14 protein-coding genes are annotated in these 15,718 nt (G+C 56.0%); 2 read left to right on the top strand and 12 right to left on the bottom strand.

What is annotated here, in order from left to right:
• Window positions 1-10: 10 nt before the first annotated feature.
• Complete coding sequence (locus tag ACR0KG_RS09675; protein ID WP_480547967.1) at window positions 11-1,006, top strand: glycosyltransferase family 2 protein; 996 nt, start codon at window positions 11-13, stop codon at window positions 1,004-1,006.
• A gap of 19 nt (window positions 1,007-1,025) precedes the next feature.
• Here the strand turns inward: ACR0KG_RS09675 and ACR0KG_RS09670 are convergent, their stop codons facing one another.
• Both ACR0KG_RS09670 and ACR0KG_RS09665 read right to left on the bottom strand, forming a co-directional pair.
• The gene (locus ACR0KG_RS09670) at window positions 1,026-2,186 is read right to left on the bottom strand and encodes a glycosyltransferase family 4 protein (RefSeq protein ID WP_480827135.1); all 1,161 of its coding nucleotides are present in this window, start codon (window positions 2,184-2,186) and stop codon (window positions 1,026-1,028) included.
• Window positions 2,187-2,262: 76 nt separating this feature from the next.
• Entirely contained in the window at window positions 2,263-3,570 is a 1,308-nt protein-coding gene (locus tag ACR0KG_RS09665) for a lipopolysaccharide biosynthesis protein (protein ID WP_480544064.1), read from the bottom strand.
• 584 nt (window positions 3,571-4,154) lie between these two features.
• On the opposite strand from ACR0KG_RS09665, the gene ACR0KG_RS09660 reads away from it, so the two are divergent.
• Complete coding sequence (locus ACR0KG_RS09660; protein ID WP_480547970.1) at window positions 4,155-4,865, top strand: sulfotransferase; 711 nt, start codon at window positions 4,155-4,157, stop codon at window positions 4,863-4,865.
• A 256-nt stretch (window positions 4,866-5,121) separates the two neighbouring features.
• On the opposite strand, the gene ACR0KG_RS09655 is transcribed toward ACR0KG_RS09660, so the two are convergent.
• The 10 genes from ACR0KG_RS09655 to ACR0KG_RS09610 all read right to left on the bottom strand — a co-directional run bounded on the left by ACR0KG_RS09655 (window position 5,122) and on the right by ACR0KG_RS09610 (window position 15,686).
• Window positions 5,122-6,303 carry a glycosyltransferase family 4 protein gene (locus tag ACR0KG_RS09655; RefSeq protein WP_480547971.1) on the bottom strand — a complete coding sequence of 394 codons (1,182 nt, stop codon included), beginning with the start codon at window positions 6,301-6,303 and terminating at the stop codon, window positions 5,122-5,124.
• A gap of 128 nt (window positions 6,304-6,431) precedes the next feature.
• Window positions 6,432-7,490: a glycosyltransferase family 4 protein gene (locus ACR0KG_RS09650; RefSeq protein WP_480547972.1), complete on the bottom strand. Its 1,059-nt coding sequence runs from the start codon at window positions 7,488-7,490 to the stop codon at window positions 6,432-6,434.
• A 6-nt stretch (window positions 7,491-7,496) separates the two neighbouring features.
• The gene (locus tag ACR0KG_RS09645; protein WP_480544060.1) at window positions 7,497-8,498 is read right to left on the bottom strand and encodes a glycosyltransferase family 2 protein; all 1,002 of its coding nucleotides are present in this window, start codon (window positions 8,496-8,498) and stop codon (window positions 7,497-7,499) included.
• The gene (locus ACR0KG_RS09640) at window positions 8,495-9,451 is read right to left on the bottom strand and encodes an NAD-dependent epimerase/dehydratase family protein (RefSeq protein ID WP_480547973.1); all 957 of its coding nucleotides are present in this window, start codon (window positions 9,449-9,451) and stop codon (window positions 8,495-8,497) included. The genes ACR0KG_RS09645 and ACR0KG_RS09640 overlap by 4 nt, the downstream gene beginning before the upstream one ends.
• A gap of 2 nt (window positions 9,452-9,453) precedes the next feature.
• On the bottom strand, window positions 9,454-10,350 hold the full coding sequence (locus tag ACR0KG_RS09635) for a class I SAM-dependent methyltransferase (RefSeq protein WP_480827134.1): 897 nt from the start codon (window positions 10,348-10,350) through the stop codon (window positions 9,454-9,456).
• The gene (locus ACR0KG_RS09630) at window positions 10,350-11,564 is read right to left on the bottom strand and encodes a DegT/DnrJ/EryC1/StrS family aminotransferase (RefSeq protein WP_480827133.1); all 1,215 of its coding nucleotides are present in this window, start codon (window positions 11,562-11,564) and stop codon (window positions 10,350-10,352) included. Before ACR0KG_RS09630 ends, ACR0KG_RS09635 begins: the two co-directional genes overlap by 1 nt.
• Window positions 11,565-11,591: 27 nt before the next feature.
• On the bottom strand, window positions 11,592-12,719 hold the full coding sequence (rfbG, locus tag ACR0KG_RS09625) for a CDP-glucose 4,6-dehydratase (RefSeq protein ID WP_480827132.1): 1,128 nt from the start codon (window positions 12,717-12,719) through the stop codon (window positions 11,592-11,594).
• A gap of 7 nt (window positions 12,720-12,726) precedes the next feature.
• A complete protein-coding gene (gene rfbF, locus ACR0KG_RS09620; RefSeq protein ID WP_480547977.1) occupies window positions 12,727-13,533 on the bottom strand; it encodes a glucose-1-phosphate cytidylyltransferase in 807 nt (268 codons plus the stop codon).
• Window positions 13,534-13,635: 102 nt separating this feature from the next.
• Window positions 13,636-15,267 carry a hypothetical protein gene (locus ACR0KG_RS09615; protein WP_480827131.1) on the bottom strand — a complete coding sequence of 544 codons (1,632 nt, stop codon included), beginning with the start codon at window positions 15,265-15,267 and terminating at the stop codon, window positions 13,636-13,638.
• Complete coding sequence (locus ACR0KG_RS09610; protein WP_480827129.1) at window positions 15,264-15,686, bottom strand: GtrA family protein; 423 nt, start codon at window positions 15,684-15,686, stop codon at window positions 15,264-15,266. The genes ACR0KG_RS09615 and ACR0KG_RS09610 overlap by 4 nt, the downstream gene beginning before the upstream one ends.
• Window positions 15,687-15,718: the final 32 nt, after the last annotated feature.

Here is a 15,718-nt window from a genome sequence, read left to right as displayed (position 1 = left end):
GGGGCGCGTCATGCTTATGACGAAAGCCGAACATGAAGTTGGCACCGGCGAAGCGCTCTGGCTGCAAGAGCTTGAGATTGCGGTGATCCTGCCCTGCTATAACGAGGCAGTTGCCATTGGCGAAACCATCGCGCAGTTTCGGGCAGCGCTGCCCGGCGCGACCATCTATGTTTTTGACAATAACTCGACCGACAACACCTCGCAGGTCGCGGGCGAGGCGGGTGCCGTGGTTCGCACCGAAAATCTGCAAGGCAAAGGCAATGTCGTCCGCCGGATGTTCGCGGATGTCGAGGCTGATGTTTATGTGATGGCGGATGGGGATGCGACCTATGACAGCGCCGCCGCGCCCCAGCTTGTTCAGCTGCTTGTGTCGCAGAACCTGGATATGGTGAACGGCGCACGTGTGAACAAAGAGACCGAGGCCTATCGGCGGGGACACAAGTTCGGCAACGCGCTGTTTACTGGCTTGGTCAAGTTCTTCTTCAGCGACAAGATCAACGATTTGCTGTCGGGCTATCGCGTGTTCAGCCGTCGCTTTGTGAAAAGCTTCCCCGCCCTATCGAACGGATTTGAGATCGAAACGGAACTGACGGTCCATGCCATGCAGATGCGCATGCCCATCGGCGAAGTTCAAACGAGCTATTTCTCGCGCCTGCCGGAATCAACCTCGAAGCTTTCGACTTTCAAGGATGGCTGGCGCATTCTCAAGATGATCAGTCTGTTGATCAAAGAAGAAAAACCTATGGTCTTCTTCATGTCGCTGGCTCTGATCTTCTTTCTTCCATCGTTGTCAGTGTTCCTATCGGTCTTGAACGAGTTCCTGCAAACCGGGATCGTCAGCAGGTTCCCATCTCTGATTGTGGCGGTTGCAGGGTTTGTGGCTGCTATGTTGTCGGTTGTCTGCGCCTTGATCCTGGATTCCTTGGCGCGCGGACGGCGCGAGATTCGGCGCCTGTCCTATCTGCAGTTCCCGGGTGTCACTCAGACAAACGCACCCAAAGAGTGACTTTGGGTGCAGTGCAGGTTCAGCCCAGAAGCTGGTTATAGATCTTGCACACCCCGTCAATGTGAATGGCCATCCCGAAATTCTCTCTGGCATAGCGCTGACCGGCGTCGATGATCCGCTCCTTAAACGCTGTGTCACTGTGCATCTGTTTAACAGGTTCGACAAACGCCTCGGCGTCGAAGGGATCAACAAGAAACCCGTTCTCGCCCTCCACAATCGCCTCGACGTTGCCGCCGTGCCGCGTGGCCACCACAGGGGTGCCTAGATACATGGTTTCAATCAATGTGCGTCCAAAGGGTTCATCCAATGCGGTGACCAGATTGGCGTCCATCGCGGCCATGTAACCGTCGATCGGCTGGCGGAAGCCCATGAAGTGAATCTGGCTATCCATCCAAGCCTCGGATGCCAGGTCTTTACAGGTTTTCTCCAGTTCACCGCCCCGCTCGCCGACGCTGCCAAACAGCAGGCCGTGCACCGGCACATCGGGCATGGCCTTTTGAATTGCAGCGACCGCTTTGACAAAATGATCAGGGCGTTTGCGCGGAACGTAATTTCCGAAATACCCCAGCAATAGCGCCTCGGACGGGAGGTTCAGTTCGGCCAACACGTCCTGCCGTGCTTGCGCGGGATCGGGCGGGTTGGGATTAAAATCGAACGGGCTGCGGATCACGGTGAACTTCTTATCCACCGACCGTACCGGCTTGCTGGGTTTCGAAAAATGAGAAACGCTGATGATATGGTCCGACAGGACCGGGGCCAGCTTGTTGATCCCAAAAGCGGTCGGGTCCTGCCGGTGATGCCAGATATGCTTACGACCGGACAGTTTCGTCGGCAGCGCCCAGTTTGAATGCATCCGACCTTCGTTCGTATGGACGATATCCGGTTTGATCCGCTTCAGAACCGAGATGAACCCCGGGACGCTGGACATCAAATACTTCACGGGCCCGCAATCCCCGTCATATTTGATCTGCCCGGGTGACATTAGAGCAGGCTGTTTAAGTACCTCATAGTCCAGTCCCAGTGATTTGGCGTACTCCCCCGCCAGACCATCCTGATAGTGCACAATAATATAAGGTTCGTATTTTGATCGGTCCAAGCCTGCGGCCAGCTTCATGGCCGAGACATGGCTTCCACCGATGACGGTGTCCCCTTCAAAAGGAAACAGGATTCGTTTGGGCATTTGTCTTCTCGTTAATCTTAAATCACTGGTAAATGCGGGGTTTTCAAACGTGGTTTCTTAGTATGTTGGCGATCCCCTATTGCCGCGCCAGATGTGACCGGATGGCAAAGATGCATCCCGTCGTCCAGACGATGTTGAAAACCACATGGGACAGGGCAACACCCTCGATCCCCAAGACATAAAGCAACGGTATGAACGACAGCGCAAATATGCCGGTCGCCACCATTGTTGTCCGCACCAAAGCCCGATCTAGCCCCATGCTCAGCATGGTTGGATTTAACGACAACCCGCCCAGATAGATCACCGCCGCAAACATCAGAATTGTCATAACCGGAGCAGCGCCCGCAAATTCGGCCCCGAACAGCAAGACCGCGAGATCAGACATTTTCCATGCCAGCGGGATCGAAATCACCAGCGACACGCTCAACATCACCAGCGAGACATAGCGCACAAGTTTCCAGAACTTGGTGAACTCCTCCGCGGACCATAGCCGCGTCATCTCAGGGTACAGGACCTGTCGGATCGGGCCGCCGATACGCACGATATTCGTCATGATACGTTTGCCTACTTGATAGAAACCAACCGAGGTAACATCCAGCAGCGCCCCCACGACAAGCACGTCAAGCCGTTGGGTTGATTGCCGCAGCACCACGTTGAAGTTCGAATTCCACAAAAACCGCAGGAACCGGGGGTTCTGCTTTAGCGCAGTTCTGAGGCTCAACCGCATAAAGCTGTGTACCCCCCGCCGTTTCAGTTCGCGCAGCGCAAGGCAGAAGGCAACAAGGCCAGTCAAAACCTGATGCATCAGCATCAGAGCCAGAAACGCCCAAAGTCCCAGATCCAGCAGGAACACAATGATCGTGCCCACAAGGCGCAAACCGGCGACCACCATGTCTGACACAGCTAGCAGATCAAACCGGTCATGAACGCGCAACACTGCAATACCGGTGGGCCGCAGCGACAGGAACAATCCCAAGGCTACAAGAACGATATAGGTTGAACCGCCGTCTTCGGGCAGGCCGATCAGCGGGGCGAGAAACGGCGCTAGCAAGATGGCGATTGCGCCTGCCAGAAGGCCTCCCAGAATATCTATGACAACCGACAGTTTGATCAGATGCGCAAAGCGGTTTGTATCCTCCTCGGTCAGCGCGTCGCTGCCGTACTTGATCACGGCCTGCCACGGTTCCAGCCGACACAGCCGGTCAAGAACCTGCACATAAGCATCAACCAAAGCCAAAATCCCCACTGCAGCAGGGCCGACCGCACGCGCGGTGATGATCAGAGTCAGCAGCCCAAACACCGCGATGAGTATCTGGGACAAGAACAACCAGGACATGTTCTTTGCAAGCCGCCCGATCAGGGATTTGGCGTCAAAACGGATCATGGTCTTGATGGATGTTCCTTCCGGGTGTTGCCCCGGGCACCTGAACTTAACATGGTGCAAAACAACCTTGGCACTCGTCTCAGGTCAAATACCTTTCATCACTCATTAAATTTCAAATTTTGGCGATTCCAAACTGTTACTTGTTCTATCATTTTGTTTTTTGGACTTGTATCCTTTTACAAAAGCGAAGTTTGATAACGAAATCCAGTCCTGTTTTTGGAATCCTGTTTTCCACAAAGAGAGCTTACAATAGGGGCCGGTGAATGCAGAGGGGAAAAGTCGTGAAGACTTGCCTTTTTGGTGCGAACGCGTTTGGTTGCGATTTGAATTTGGGTATTGATTAACACCATATGGAACAAGCAAAAGTTCTCATACACATTGGGTACCACAAGACCGCGACATCTGCATTGCAAAAGCAGTTGTTTTCGGCAGCTGATGGGCCATTTACCACCCCGCCGGGTGAGCCAAAATATGTCTTGTCGAATAGATTCGTATTACCGCAACCTTTAACATTTGATCCTGACGCGGTTCGTGAACAATACGCTGATTTTCTGGATACTGCCCACGGATCAGGAAAAGTCGCCGTGTTCTCGCACGAACGATTTTCTGGCTATCCGGCGACCGGCGGATTCGACAGCCCGATGATCGCTGAACGCCTGAAGAAGACATTCCCGGATGCGCATGTGCTGATCGTCTTCCGCGAACAACTCTCCAGCATCCTGTCGATGTACAGCCAGTACATCACCGATGGCGGGCATAAATCGTTCAAACGATACATCGCTCAGGTCGAACCAATGATGCGCCGCGTGCCCATGTTCAGCCCGGAATTCTATCACTACCATCGCCTGTTCAAATACTATCAAACGCTGTTCGGAGAAGACCGTGTGCATGGGCTGACATATGAACAGTTCGTCCGGGATTCAGACGCGTTTGTTGCGCAGCTTTGCGGCGGATTGGGTGTTGAAGCCCCAAAACAGCAGTTCGACCGTACCAACACCAAACGATCGCAAAGCTTTCAGGTGCTTCAGCGGGTGGTTAATCGGACGCTTAGCCGAAACCAGCTCAGCGCCGGAGCATTCGTTCCTTTGCCGAACGCATCCCGTAGATTCGGCAAGCTCAGTGGCCCACTCAGCCGGATTTTCCCAACCGCTCTGGATACTATGATCGAACGGCGCACGGCCAAATATGCTGCTGAACAGTTTGATGGGGCCTTCGCCGAGTCCAACGCTGCTTTGCAAGAACTGACAGGGCTGGGCCTTGGCCAATACGGGTATCAGATGCCCGATCGCCAGTAGACCTAACCCTATCCAACCCCTGATAAAGCAAATGACCAGCACCCCAAATGCTGGTCATTTTTTCGAGTGAGTGATAGTGCCCGAAGGCGCCACCGGTATTTATCTCAGGTTGAACCTAACTTACCAAAGCTTGTGGGCCGCGGATATTAGGGGAATCCCGTAGGTTTGATGATTTTCCCCAAAAAAACCGATTATCATGCTGTAAATAGTCAACTATTTACAGCACTCCGTATGACTTTACGCGCAGGTCAGATGTTCACTCGGAAGATGAGTAAAGCTGTTGATCCGGTCGCAGCAGACCCATTTTGCGCAGCAGAATGGTGTTGATACGCCGGACATCAAAAACGGCCTCAGCCCGGCTGCGGGAGGCCTGCCCCATCTGCGGAATCAACTCGGGGCTTTTCAAAAAACGTGCCATGGCTTGGCTCAACGATTGCGGATCACGCATCGGAACCACAAAACCGGTCTCGGCTTCAATCACCGGGTCGGCACATCCAGGCGCGTTTGTTGTTACAACCGCACGCCCTGTCGACATCGCTTCGAGGATCGTGCGTGGTATTCCTTCGCGATAGGCCGATGGCAGCACAAAGACCGAACAATTGCGCAGGTAAGGTCTGACGTCATCTGTTTCGCCCAGATATTCGATCACGCCTTCCCGTTCCCATTGATCGATTTCTTTCTGCCCAACAGAATCCGGATTGGCATCCTTAGGGCCCAGCAACTGGAACCGCGCCTGCGGATAGTCGCGTTTCAAAAGCCGGGCAGCTTCGACGTAGTCAAAAACGCCCTTTTCCTTCAGCAGGCGCGAAATCATAAGAAAGACTGGCGGGCCATCTGGTGGATCAGATGCCGCGTATTTATCAAGATTGACGCCCGACCCTGGCACAACGCTCAGCCGTGTGCCCTGCCCGACCATGCGACGATCTTTGAACTCCTGCTCGTCAACGGTGTTATAGACCAACAGCTCATCCACACCCCGTAAGGACAGTCGGTACATATTGGCAGACAAGGCACGGACGGCACGACGTTTCAAGCTGGTGTTCTGCGCGTTGAACACATAGCCCAAGCCTGTGCACATCGCGTATTTCTGCGGAACCCCAGCCAGGCGCGCGGCCAGACAGCCATAGATGATCGGCTTCATGGTATAGGCAAAAACGGTATCTGGCGCGAAATCGGCAAAGATCTGGCGCAAGCTGCGCAGCGTTTTCAGATCAGCTATCGGGTTCATCCCGGTTCGTGCCAGCGGGAAATGTACGAATTTCACTCCGATCTCGTGCAACGCTTCTTCACTGGGCGCGTGACGTTCCGGGCCGCAGGCGATCACTTCGGCGCGCATCGACAACTCGCGCAGCAGATCATAGCGAAAATTGATCAGCGACGAGGTCAGATTGGCCACAACCGCGATCTTGCGCATCGGAGCGTCTTGTTCAGCTGTCATTGTATTCACAGTTTGCAACACGGCACACTCCGATCCGCCAATGTGACGATCAGGCTGGTCTTGGTTGATTTGGTGCTGAAATAACTCACCCGGAGAAGCCTTCGCTGTGTCAGTGCGCAGAATTGGCCTTAGGCCACATCGTCAATTGTTTCGTCCCACTCTGCAAGGATGTTGTCGGGGGCCAACCAGACCCTGCTTTCCAAATCCGCATCGCGCATCTTCTTCAACAGCTCAGGCGATGAGGACAGGCGCAAAACGGCTTGCGCCAGACCATCCACATCCTCGGGCGGAACCAGCAATCCGTTTTCCTCGGGCCGTATCAACTCGCGCGGGCCATATGGGCAATCGAACGAAACTAGCGGCAAGCCCGTGACTGTGGCTTCGGCCAGCACATTGGGGAACCCTTCATAACGCGATGAGAAAACCAGAATGTCGGCATTGTCCATCCATTCACCCGGCGCAGCACTGGAGCCTGGCATTGAGACGACATCTCCAAGCTGCAGCCTATCCCGCTGCGCCTCCAGCGCTTTGCGCGCGGGGCCTTCGCCATAGATGGTCAGTCTTGCACCGGGATTGCCCGCCAGGATTTGCGGCATGGCATCAAGTAGCAGATCAAATCCTTTTTGGTGATCCAGACGCCCCACCGCGACAAGATTTGACGATCCTGTGCCAAGATGTTCGCGCGCGCCGGTGGGCAATGCGCACGGGTTTGCGATAATCCGCGCCTTGCGCTGTATCGCGCGGGGCAAATCCTCGCTGGCGCGCTGTGTTTGCATTACAACCGCGCGGGCCCGCCGCGCCAGCAGGTTCTGAGCATGACGCCAGACCGGATTGGCGGTCTGCGCGCGCGGGTTGTTTCGTTCGGATATGATTACCGGGGTCGCACGATCCAGCGTTGCAATCAAGGTCAGCACGTTGATCTTGGTCAGGAAGCTAATGATGACATCTGGGGCAACCTGTTGGACCACTGATCGGATGTGGCGCAACCGATCCAATTGCCCGCCACCCGCTTGTGCGACGTGAAGCGTAACCTCGTCGGGAAACGGGAAATACGACCCACCTGGTGGCATGGTCAGCCCAGCCACGTGAACCTCATCCCCACGCTCAGCACGATGCGCGGCCAAAATGGATACGATCTTCTCCGCTCCGCCGGCGCCGAAACCACCCTGAATGATTAGGATCTTCACGCGGTGTTATCCTGACATCTTCTTGCGCGGTTCTTCGGTCTCGCGCAGGGGCTGTGTCAGAGGCTGATCGCTGGGTCCGGGTCTGTTGAGTTCATGTTCGACAATAGGGCGATTCAGATCTTTGGATTGCAGGAAGATACGACCGATGTATTCCCCCAAAATACCCAGGAACATGGCGTTCAACGTCATCGATAACAGCAGCAAGATCGTGGTGGTCGCAAAACCAGCTGGCCATTCGGCACCAAAAACCAGCTTGGCAATCAGATAACCCACCATCAGCAGGAACATCGAAAGACCGACCGTCAGGCTGATCATCGACGCCAGCCGCAGGGGCAACAACGAGTGGTTGATCAACCCATCAACGGCCAAGGACAGCATCGCTCGGAACGGAAATTTGGATTCTCCGGCGGTACGCGCCACGCGATCATATTCAAATCCGACCTGATTAAAACCCATACCGCTGATCAGACCCCGGACATAGGGTGAGCGGTCATCGACCCGGCGTAGCTCATCCAGAATGCGGCGGTCGGTCAGGCGAAACTCACCCGCATTGCGCGGTAGATCATCATCGCTGATCATGTCGATCAACGCATAAAAGGCGCGCCGGGCCCAGGCCACCAATGGGCCATCCGGCAGGCTGCGGCGAATGCCGTAAACCACGTGATTGCCCTGCCGCCAAAGGTCCAGCATCTGCGGGATCAACTCGGGCGGATCCTGCATGTCACAGTCCAGCTGCACCGCACAAGCTCCGTTGGCCGAGCGATAGGCGGTCAGGACCGACGCCTGATACCCCATGTTTCGCGCAAATCGGATGACACGAACGCGCGGGTCCTCTTTGGCGATCTCGGACAGGATCTCGAATGTACGATCTTCCGAATGGTTGTCGGTAAAGATGATCTCGGGCTCATACCCGTCGAGCCCGTCAAACACCTGAATGACTCGGTCATAGGCCGTCCGCACGTTGTCTTCTTCGTTATAGGCCGGGATGAGTATAGAAACGAGTGTCATGAAACCGATCCTGTCAGTGTCGCCTGCGCGCGCATAGCCCATTCGACCGTCTGCTTCAGCCCATCCTGCACATTGGTTTCGGGCCCCCAGTCATAGCTGGATTGCATCAGACCGGGATGGTTGATCAAATCGATTGGCGCACCAGTGGGAGAACCAAACTGTAGCAAATCCTTAGGCGCGTTCGAGAGGCCCTGCACCATCTTGGCCACATCCCGTACCTTTGTCGCCACACCTGTACTGATATTGACGACCGGGCCGGCGGCCTTCGGGTCAGACCCCAGCATCAACAACCCACGCACGGCGTCATCGACATAGAGCAAATCGCGCGCATCGTCGGGGCGGCCGATCTGGGCTGGTTTGTTGGTTAGCAAGCTTTCAATCAGGTAAGGCACCAGCTGCTGCCCGGTTTGACCTGGGCCATAAGTCAGGGACAAGCGCGCCGTCACTGCCGGGAATGGCAGGCGGGGCTGCAACATCTCAAGATATTTTGTGCCGGTCAGCATCGAAGTGCCATAGCTGTCACGAGGCTTTTCACACTGTGTTTCGAGATAGGGAACCGGGTTGTCCCCATATTCTGCAATCGTGCCCAAACGTACAAATGCACCCGGGGGTGATTCACATTCCGCTGCAGCACTCAAAACTGACAGAATGCTGTCGACATTTTCCCTCAGGCTAGCGGACGCATCACTCAGATCCGGAGTATTCGGAATGCGGGTTTTTGCAGCCGCGTGAAACACCAGATCTGGCTGGGCCTCGTGAAACGCTCGCGCGACTGCGGCAGTGTCGGTCAACGCTACCCGAGCCAAATGGATATTCGCAGCCACATCAGCCAACCGATCAATGCCTGATCCCGGGCGGACCAATGTGGTCACCTCATCCCCACGAGCAACGCAGGCCCGCACCAGATGCGAACCGATAAAGCCGTTTGCGCCGGTGATGAGCACACGCATCATGACTACTGTGCGCCTCGGTAATGCGAGACCGCCTCTTTCGGTTGCAGGATCGCATCGGACTTACGCCCAAGGAAAAACACGCCACTGGCCCCGTCAACACGATAGGGTTCAGGGATCAAGCGATCCAGATATTGCGCCCAGAAGACACAAAGCTTGGCAATCTTGCCCGCCGTACGTGACCGGAACAGGCCGCGGAACAGATAATCGACGGACCACATAAACTGCACACCGGGCCCCGCGCTGGCACCCGAGTCGATCCGATCGAATGCGCGGAACAGATAGCGGTGGCCGCTTTCGGTGAAGCGGGTAAAGTCATAGGCTCCTTCGTGGACCTGCTGCAGAAACGGGGTTTCCGCATAGATCAACCCACCTGGCTTGAGCACGCGATGAATCTCGGCCGCGACCTGGCGTGGGTCCAGCACATGTTCCAAAACAGCCTGAACGATCACGCCATCAAACACGTCATCCTGCATCGGGATGTCATGGGCATCGGCAACGAACTGGATGTTCGGCGACTGGTAGATGTCGAAGGCAAAGATCTGAACGTTGGGGTCTTCGTAGAGTTTCCCCATCCCCTGCCCGACACTGCCACCACCCACGATCAGAACGCGCGGGTTTGGGTTCAGTGACTTAATTTCGGACAAGAACCGATCCACATTGCGCAATGTCACCTGTTTGATAGGCGACGCCAGCCGTTTCAACAGCTTCACCGGCCCGCGATAGCTGCGCCGGTGAATCTGCGATTCCACTTCGATATCCGTGGGCTTGGGCGGCTCGATGACCGAGGTTTCATAGTTCACAAAGACCGGCACAGCGCCATTAACAGCGCAAGGGCCGGTGCCCTGTTTGAAATCATCCCGGATCAGATCCCGGATCGCCTCAGTCGGGGCCAGTGGCATCAGGACGCCTCCCGCGAGAGCCCGGCAACATGAGGCTGCAGGAATTCTGTCAGCTTTTCATGCATGTAGTCGATATGCGCTTGCGTCAAACCATGGTGACAGGCAAGCAGAACACCCCCGCGCATCACTTCGTCTGAGACCGCGTAACCCGCAGGATCGGTGCGGTATTCAACACCTTTCATGGCTGGTTGCCGCAGAATGTTTCCGGTGAAGACCGGGCGGGTCTGGATATCGGCGGTTTCCAGGAAGATCTGCATCTCGCGCCGGGTAAAGGGCGCGCCATCGCGGATCGTAACCGGGAAGGACAGCCAGCCTGTACGCGACCCCGGCAGTTGATTGGGCAGGATGAACCATTCTTCATATCGCTTGAAGAATTCCAGATGTGCAGCAAACGCTTCTTCACGCAGACGGATATTGTTGTCCAATTTACCCAACTGCACCAAGCCAAATGCGGCGCTGATTTCCGATGGCTCAAGATTAAAGCCCAGAGCTTCGAACAGGAACTTGGCATCATAATCAATGCCGTCCAGCTGCACGTTGAACCGGTTCTCAATCGCCTCAGATTCAACAAACAGGGATGAGCTACGCCCCCAAGACCGCATCAGCAGCGCCTTGCGCGCCAGTTCGTCATCATTGACACACAGCATTCCGCCATTGCCGGCCCCGTTGATCACGTGGCTGCCATAGAAGCTGGTGGTCGAGACGTCGGAATACACGCCTGTGCTGGCGCCATCCATCTGCGCGTCCAACGTATCGGCACTGTCTTCGATCACTTTCAGTCCATGCGCATCCGCCAACTCGCGGATTTTGCGCCAGTCCGGCAGGTTGCCGATCAGCGATGGGATCATCATGGCCGACGTGTTCGGCGTGATCATCCGTTCGATCTGATCCACATCGATGTTGTAGGTGCCCACTGCGGCATCCACGAATGCCGGGATCAGACCCTTGCGCACCAACGGCGCCACGGTCGTCGCAAATGTCAGGGCGGGCGTAATGACTTCACTGCCTTCCGGCAGGTCCAGAATCTCAACCGCCAGATAATTTGCGGACGAGCCCGAGTTTGTCATGATGCCGTGGTTCTTGGCAAAAAGCTTGGCAACCTTAGCCTGCATCTCGCGCACCTTGGGGCCCATTTGGGTCGATGTTTTCAGAACCTCGACAACGGCGTCGATCTCTTCCTGGCCATGGACGGTTTGCCCGTAGTTCACTCTCATAAAAGGCACTCCTCAAAAATACGCAGTTTACTGTGCGGCGACTGGGGTCGCGTCATGTGTTTCAGATGTTGTCAGGGTTTCGAAGTATTCGATCTGTGTCGCGGTGACCTGTGCCATGTTCTTCCCCGCAGCATGGGCTTTGTACCAATCTGCGGTCAGGTTGATGGCCCCTTGTAGCGTCAACTGAGGACGCCAGTTCAGGCGCGTTTGAGCCTTGGTGCTGTCCAGTCGCAGGATACCGGCCTCGTGCGGCGCATCGGTGATCTGATCGGGGAAGCTGAACATAGGTGCTCCATCACCCCAGGCGCGCTGGATCATGTCAGCCAACTGGCGCACATCTACGGTGCTTGAGACATCCGGGCCGAAATTCCACGCCCCGGCATAGGGCGCACCGTCTGTCAGCATCTTTTCGGCGACGCGCAGATAGCCTGAAACAGGCTCCAGAACATGCTGCCACGGGCGCACGCTGGCGGGGTTGCGGATGACAACTGGCTCGCCGTTGGCCCAGGCGCGAATGATATCGGGGACCAGGCGATCCTCGCCCCAATCACCGCCACCAAACACGTTCCCGGCTCGCACGGTCGCCAGTTGCGGGCCGCTCGGATCGGAAAAGAAGGAATGCGCATAGGACTGGGCAACAAGCTCGGTTGCGGCCTTGGAGGCGCTATAGGGATCCTTGCCGCCCAGCGGGTCGTTTTCACGATAGCCCCAGACCCACTCGCGATTATCATAGCATTTGTCGCTGGTGATCACGATCACTGCCTTAAGCGACGGCATCTTGCGCGCAAGCTCCAGCACATTGGCCGTGCCCTGCACGTTGGTGGCAAAGGTCTCTGCCGGTTCCCGATAGGATTTGCGCACCAGCGGTTGTGCCGCCATGTGGAACAGGACCTCGGCATCGACCCCGTCCAGCGTGCTGGACAGAGCATCAGGCTCGCGAATATCGGCAAACCGGCTGTCGGTGGCCTGAGCCAGATCGCAGCTGTCATAGAAGCATGGGCCGGGCTCGGGCGGCAGCGACAATCCCGTCACCTGCGCGCCCAATCGCTGCAGCCACAACGACATCCAGCCGCCCTTGAACCCGCTATGGCCGGTCACAAGGACACGGCGGCCATTGAACTGGCCGCCGAACATCTGATGCTGATGTGCAGTCATTTTGCCCTCAGATTGCAACCGGGTATTCGGCTGAAGATTGATCGCCGAACTGCATCCAGGGTGGCGTTTCCTCTTCGCTGAGCGCGTTCAGCGCGTTGCGATCACGGATCGTGTCCATCGGATGCCAGAACCCATCATGACGATACGCCATAAGCTCTCCGTCCCGGGCCATTTGCGACAGAGGCGACTGTTCCAGCGGCTCATTGTCGTCGACCATGTAGTCCATCACACCCGGTTCGAACACAAAATACCCGCCATTGATCCAGGTCTCGCGGCGGCGCACTTTTTCGGTGAACGCATCCACCCGGTCACCTTTAAGTTCGATGTTGCCGAACCGCGCAGGCGGCTGCACTGCTGTGACGGTTGCCAGCTTCCCGTGAGATTTGTGGAAGTCAATCAAGGCGTTGATATCGATATTACCCAGACCGTCCGAATAGGTGCACATGAATGTCTCACCGGGGTCCAGCCATTCTTTCAGGCGACGAATACGCCCGCTGGTCATGGTGTGCGCGCCGGTGTCAACAACCGACACATTCCAACCCCCCGGTGCCGACGGCACCAGTTTCAGCTCACCTGTATCCAAAGCAACCGAAATGTTGTTTGCGATCAGGTGATAATTGGCAAAAAACTGTTTCAACAGAAGGGCTTTGTACCCTGCGGCAACAACAAAATCACGGTGGCCGAAATGGCTGTAGATATCCATGACGCGCGCGATGATCGGGCGGCCTCCAACCTCAACCATTGGCTTCGGAATCGCGACCGTTTCTTCGGCCAAACGCGATCCCAATCCTCCTGCCAGAAGTACTGTTTTCATCTGTGCTACTCCCTCAAAATACCTTTAACTAAATTTCAATGTTACGTCGGGGTTAAGGCGGATTGCCCATTGTTGCTCGGGCGGGGTGGGTGGTGCATGCGTTCAATCGGCCACTCCCGCGTGCTTGGAGTATATCACACCTTTTCCGTAACGGTTATTTAACCCGTCTTTTGGCACCGCGGCGTAGCCATTTGTTTGCGCATATCGCAACAATGGTGCCTCAAGTGTGGAATCATATCCCAAAAGGAAAGCGGAGGGCGGATTGGAATCAAACAGGGCGATCAGATCATCTGCACCAGCCATGACATAGTGCTGCGCCAGTTCCGGGTCTGTGTAGGGCGCGATACGATAAGCGAAGGGGCCAGTGGCCAGTTCAGCATAGACCGGCAGGTGGGCTTCCAGTGGATAAAGCGGCATCAGCGTCGCGACCGGACCATCCGGGATCGCACTGTCTGCGACCACGTCCTGCAAGGCTTTAGCGCCTTTTTCAATGCGCGCGGCCGTAAAGCTGTCTGGTTTCGCAAGATTCAGCAGCCCCGGTGCCAATCTCGGTGCTCCCAGCAGTACCATCAATGCGAAACCCGCCGCACAGAGAGGTGCAATAGCCGTACGTTTTTCAGCGGGAACAAGGCGATAGACTAAAGCCCCCAAAAGGGGAACAGCAATCAGCGGCTGGATATAATATTGAGGAAAACCGGGAGTCGGCACAAAGCTGAACAGCGCCGTTATGCCCAGCAGGGCCAGAACCAGTATGATCTGACCAGTTCCATGCCCCAGACGCACTGCATTGGCGCCAGCCAATGCGGCAACGAAGAACACGGCCATCAATCCGACCAACGCCGCACCTCCGAACCAGGTGGCATAGGCCAACAGGACCTTGCCACCGATCCCCATGGCCAGCCCAGGCTCGGACGCGACGTTGGCTTGCCAATAGGCCACGTGCGGGCCGGTGTGAAATTTCAGTATATGCGCCAGAAAATCCGAAGGGTCAGAGGCCAGATACCAGAACAAGGGAATGGCCCCGATCAAACCGCCGATCAGCACCGGCAGAACGACCCCGCGTAGACGAGCTGCTAACGGCAGATGCCAGGGCAGCAAGAACGCGGCGATTGCAACCGGTGGGATGAACATCGCAGCACTAACCTTCATGCCCGCCGCAATTGACAAGCAGAGACCAGACAATACCAACCAATGGAATCCTGGACGATCCTTTAGAGTCTGAACAATGAACAGGCCCAGCCCCCAAGCGGCAAAGGGCAAGGGCAACAAGTTGTTGCTGGCGGCCATCCCGGCCTGAGCTTGCAGCGTTTCGTTCACCATGAGGGCCACAACAAAGAAAACCGCCAGAAGGCGCGAGCCGGAAATCCTCCAGGTCGCCCAGCCGATGCCCGAGGCCAGTAGCAACCAGGCAAAGAACTGTCCGAAACGAGCCGAGGCCAGAAGGCCTTCGCCCCCGAACAACAGGTAGAACCCCCTGTAATACCAAGCAGAATTGGGAACATGGTTATAGAAGAAATCGCTGTAGAGGCTCCAATAGCCCAAAAGTTCAGCTGGGGGCACGAACATCAGTTCGTCCCGGCGCAGGCCATACCCCATGATACGCCCGTAGAGTGCCGCAATTAGGACGACCAAAACGCCAATGGTTACAACCCGCATCAACAGGCTACCACCAGAGCGCACCGTTGCATGGATGTCCGAATCTACGCTCAGGCCTGGGTCAACGGAATGGGTCATTGCTCATCTTTCTGCGGGTTAGGACGCAAAGCACGTGAGATCAGACCATATGACAAAACAACCGTCGGCCCCAGCGCAATGGCCTGCGCCAGATAAGCATCAAACCCGAACTGTAGCAAAGCCCACAGCAGCGCTGCGTTAAACGCATAGACGATGACATAGGACACCGCGTAATGCGGCAGCCGCCCATAGCCCTGTACGTAGAACACGAAGCGACCATGGACCTGAAAGTTCCAAAGAACCCCGACTATGAACTGGATGGCAAGCGCCACCTGAGGGTGAGCGCCAAACCAGACCAGTATCGAAAATACGGCATATCCAAACAGCGTATTGATCACACCGGCCCCGATAAACCGCAGAATCCGGTCCCACCCGTGCTGGGTGGGAGTGATCACGCCAGATTGACTCAGTTCTGACATCTTATGAAACGCTCGTAAGAGCCCTTAGTTAC

This window comes from Ruegeria sp. H4 (assembly GCF_056533065.1).
Note: the sequence above shows the minus strand (reverse complement) of the source record. Positions and strands in the feature narration are given on the sequence as shown.